We start from the raw sequence: 4625 nt of genomic DNA on the forward strand, positions 1-4625 counted from the left end.
GGTGGCGGACGCGGCGGTCCCGGCCGCGGCGGCGCCGACCAGCCCGGTCCGGGCCGCGCCGGCGGCGGTCGCGGAGAGGGCGGCACGGCGGAGCAGGCGCCGTCTGGTGAGTAGCGACATGGGCGTTCTCCTCGGAGTGATTGGCCGCCCTGGGGGCTGGGAGCGCTCCCAGCATAGGCCAGGCCCGGCCGGCCGCGTCCCGAGGGCGGACCGCGGCAGGGGCGCGGACCGGCCGCCGGGCGGCCGGAGGTGTGGGTGGGCGGGTGTCGCTCGGGGGGTGGAGGCGAGCGGCGAGGGTGGGGCAGATAGCGAAGGAGGCCGTCCGGGCGGCGCGTCGCGCCTGTCCCGTCGGCCTCTTTTCCCGTCGACAACGGGGGTTTAGTGTGGGGACGGGGGAGGGCAACCCCCGTCCCCACCTGTGATGCACACACGCACGAGTGGAATTGGCGTCCGGTCGTGCGTGTCGCGCGGGAGCCGGGCCACGCGAGTGGCTCTGGTTCCACCTCCCTCCATGTCGGTGGGTGATGGCTGACGGCGGCGTCCGGGCTGGCCCGCCGTCAGCCGCTGGGGCTGGCGCACCGGGCACGCGAGGTCCCCGGCGATCTTGTACTTGCATCCCCGTCGATGGAAGCGCTCCCATCGGCGATGCTTGCGACTGTAACGCCCGTCACGGGTTTGTGAAACCCCCTGAACGAGATCGAAACATTGGCGTGCGTGTCTGCCCTGCCCATTGTGGTGGGAGCGCTTCCATGGCACACTCTCAACCGCGACGCGGAGCCAGCTCGCGTGAGCGAGGGCCGCCGAGGGCACCCGGTAGCACCGGTGCGGCGCCCCGATCCCCCCGGCACGGCCGGGTCGACCACCTTTCCGGGCGCCTCCGTCCCCCCGCGTACGTTCCGTCGACGCGTGGAGGCGCCCCGCCGGGGCTCCGCGTCCCGGCCCGGTCCGAGGAGACACCGCGCACATGAGACTCATGGCCAGACGTCGCCGGACGGCGATGCTCGCCGCCACCGCCCTCGCCATCGGCGGGGTGGCCCTGCCGGCCGGCGCCGCGCAAGCCGCCCCCGCCTGCGACGTGACCTACGCGACGAACGACTGGGGCACGGGCTTCACCGCCAACGTGACCATCAAGAACCTGGGCGACGCGCTCACCAACTGGACGCTCAAGTTCGCCTTCCCGAACAGCACGCAGAAGCTGACCCAGGGCTGGTCGGCCAAGTGGAGCCAGTCCGGCAGCGAGGTGACCGCCACCAACGAGTCGTGGAACGGCAGCCTCGGCACGGGCGCCTCCACCACCATCGGCTTCAACGGCGCCTACTCGGGCAGCAACCCGAAGCCGACCGCGTTCACCCTCAACGGCGTCACCTGCAACGGCACCCCGGCCAACCAGCCGCCGACGGTCTCGCTCGGTGTGCCGGCCGGGCCCTTCGAGGCGCCCGCCGACGTGCCGCTGACGGCCACCGCCAGCGACCCGGACGGCACGATCAGCAAGGTCGAGTTCTACCGCAACGGCCTGCTCGTCAACACCGACACCAGCGCCCCCTACGGCTACACGCTGGAGGACCTGCCGGCCGGCAGCTACACCGTGCAGGCCAAGGCATACGACAACGCCAACGGCATCGGGGTGGCCGAGAAGTCGTTCACCGTCAACCCGGCCTCCGGCCCGGTGCTGGTGGCCACCCCGTCGGCCGTGAGCGTCAACGAGGGCGGCACCTCGCCGGTGAAGTTCACCCTCAGCGCCGCCCCGACCGCCAACGTCCCGGTGACCCTCGCCGTCGCCGGCGACAGCGACGTGACCGTGTCGCCCTCGACGCTGACCCTGACCCCGAGCAACTGGAACACCGGTGTCAGCGCCACCGTCGCGGCCGCGGAGGACGCCGACACCACCGGCGGCACCGCCACGATCACCGCCTCGGCCCCCGGCTTCGCCCCCGTCGTGGTCACCGCCACCGAGATCGACAACGACACCCCGGGCGGGGACAACGCGTACATCAAGAAGTTCCTCGACCAGTACGGCAAGATCAAGAACTCGGGCTACTTCAGCCCCGAGGGCGTGCCGTACCACTCCGTCGAGACGCTCATCGTCGAGGCGCCCGACCACGGCCACGAGACCACCTCGGAGGCGTTCAGCTTCTGGCTCTGGCTGGAGGCGCAGTACGGCCGGGTCACCCAGAACTGGGCCCCGTTCAACAACGCGTGGACCGTGATGGAGAAGTACATCATCCCGTCGCACGCCGACCAGCCCACCGCCGGCGCCCCGGGCACCCCCCAGTACGCCGCCGAGCACAACCTGCCCAGCCAGTACCCGTCGGCGCTGGAGCCGAACGTCCCGGTCGGCCAGGACCCGCTCCGCTCCGAACTCCAGTCCACCTACGGCACCGGCGACATCTACGGCATGCACTGGCTGCTCGACGTCGACAACACCTACGGCTACGGCCACTGCGGCGACGGCACCACCCGCCCCGCCTACATCAACACCTTCCAGCGCGGCACCCAGGAGTCGGTCTGGGAGACCGTGCCGCAGCCGTCCTGCGACACCTTCAAGCACGGCGGCCAGTACGGCTACCTCGACCTGTTCGTCAAGGAGTCCAACGCCCCCGCCAAGCAGTGGAAGTACACCAACGCCCCGGACGCCGACGCCCGCGCCGTGCAGGCCGCGTACTGGGCGCTGACCTGGGCCAAGGCCCAGGGCAAGGAGGCCGACGTCGCGGCCACCGTGGCCAAGGCCGCCAAGATGGGCGACTACCTGCGCTACGCGCTGTTCGACAAGTACTTCAAGAAGATCGGCAACTGCGTCGGCGCGTCCACCTGCCCGGCCGGCAGCGGCCGCGACTCGGCGCACTACCTGCTCTCCTGGTACTACGCCTGGGGCGGCGCGTACGACACGTCGCAGAACTGGTCGTGGCGGATCGGCTCCAGCCACAACCACTTCGGCTACCAGAACCCGCTCGCGGCCTGGGCGCTCACCAACGTGCCGGAGCTCAAGCCCAAGTCGTCGACCGCGGTCTCCGACTGGCAGAAGAGCTTCGACCGGCAGCTGGAGTTCTACACCTGGCTCCAGTCCGCCGAGGGCGGCATCGCCGGTGGCGCCACCAACAGCTGGGACGGCAGCTACGCCCAGCCGCCGGCCGGCACCGCCACCTTCTACGGCATGTTCTACGACGTCGACCCGGTCTACAACGACCCGCCGTCCAACCAGTGGTTCGGCATGCAGGCCTGGTCGATGCAGCGGATCGCCGAGCTGTACCTGCAGACCGGCAACGCCAAGGCCAAGGCGCTGCTGGACAAGTGGGTGCCGTGGGCGATCGCCAACACCACGGTGGGCACCAACTGGTCGATCCCCTCGGACATGAAGTGGACCGGCCAGCCCGCCAACTGGAACCCGACGAGCCCGCAGCCCAACACCAACCTGCACGTCGAGGTGACGGTCAAGGGCCAGGACGTCGGCGTCGCCGCCGCCTACGCCCGGACCCTCATCGCGTACGCGGCCAAGTCCGGCAACGCCGCGGCCAAGACCACCGCCAAGGGCCTGCTGGACGCGCTGTCGGCCGCCGCCGACACCAAGGGCGTCTCGATGCCGGAGAAGCGCGGCGACTACAAGCGCTTCGACGACGTCTACAACGCGGCCGACGGCCAGGGCCTCTACATCCCCTCCGGCTGGACCGGGAAGATGCCCAACGGCGACGCGATCGCCGCCGGCAAGAGCTTCCTGGACATCCGCTCGTTCTACAAGAACGACCCGGACTGGCCGAAGGTGCAGGCGTACCTCAACGGCGGCGCGGAGCCGGTCTTCAACTACCACCGGTTCTGGGCCCAGGCCGACGTCGCCATGGCGTACGCCGACTACGGCACCTACTTCCCGGCGGGGTGAGGTGACCACTCCTCCGCGGGCGGGCCTGGCCCGCCCGCGGAGGAGGCCGACCCGGGCCGAAGGGGGAACGGAGCGGCCCGGTCGGCGGACGGCCTGATTCCCCACGGTCAGGCCGGGTGGGCCGGCCGTCCGGCCGACGCAGCGGACGGACCGGCCCACCCAACCGCCCGGAGACGAACTTGCCGCGAAAAAGCCCGCGAAAATCGGCGCTCCACGGGATCACGCGAGAGCCGGGGACGGAGTAACGTTCTTCACCGGAGAGGCCGCTCCCCCCGTGGCGGCCTCTCTTTTACTTTGCCGGCACGTCGTCCCGTTCGGACAGCACGACCGGGTGCCGCAACCCCGGGTGACCCGCCGGCAGCGACCGCCGGATCACCAGCCAGCTCACCGCCAGCGCCGCCGCCACCAGCGGCCAGGTCAGCGCCACCCGGGCCACCACCAGCGCGACCACCTGCCCGCCGAGCCACAGCGGGACGAACACCGCCAGCCGCAGCAGGTAGGTCGCCACCCAGACCCAACTGCCCCGCGCGTACGCGCGCAGCAGCGCCGGGTCGCGCCGCCACCGGCCCCGCTGGCCGAGCACCGCGCCGACCAGCACGCCCAGCAGCGGCCAGCGCACCACGATGCTCACCATCCAGGCCAGCCCGCTCGCTGCGTTGGAGACCAGCTGCACCAGGAAGAAGTCCGTCGCCCGACCGGTCCGCAGCGCGATCAGCGCGGCCACGCAGACCGCGAGCAGCCCGATCAGCACCGA

At 71.4% G+C, this 4625-nt stretch carries 2 protein-coding genes; one reads left to right on the plus strand and one right to left on the minus strand.

The window, feature by feature from the left end; genetic code table 11:
• Nucleotides 1-973 precede the first annotated feature (973 nt).
• Nucleotides 974-3871: a glycoside hydrolase family 48 protein gene (locus tag B0E53_RS33250; RefSeq protein WP_210406314.1), complete on the plus strand. Its 2898-nt coding sequence runs from the start codon at nt 974-976 to the stop codon at nt 3869-3871.
• A gap of 289 nt (nt 3872-4160) precedes the next feature.
• On the opposite strand, the gene B0E53_RS33255 is transcribed toward B0E53_RS33250, so the two are convergent.
• On the minus strand, nt 4161-4625 hold a 465-nt coding region (locus B0E53_RS33255), incomplete at its 5' end, for a DUF3159 domain-containing protein (RefSeq protein WP_146167874.1).

Origin of the sequence: Micromonospora sp. MH33, from assembly GCF_003013775.1 — a bacterium.
GTDB lineage: Bacteria > Actinomycetota > Actinomycetes > Mycobacteriales > Micromonosporaceae > Micromonospora > Micromonospora fulviviridis.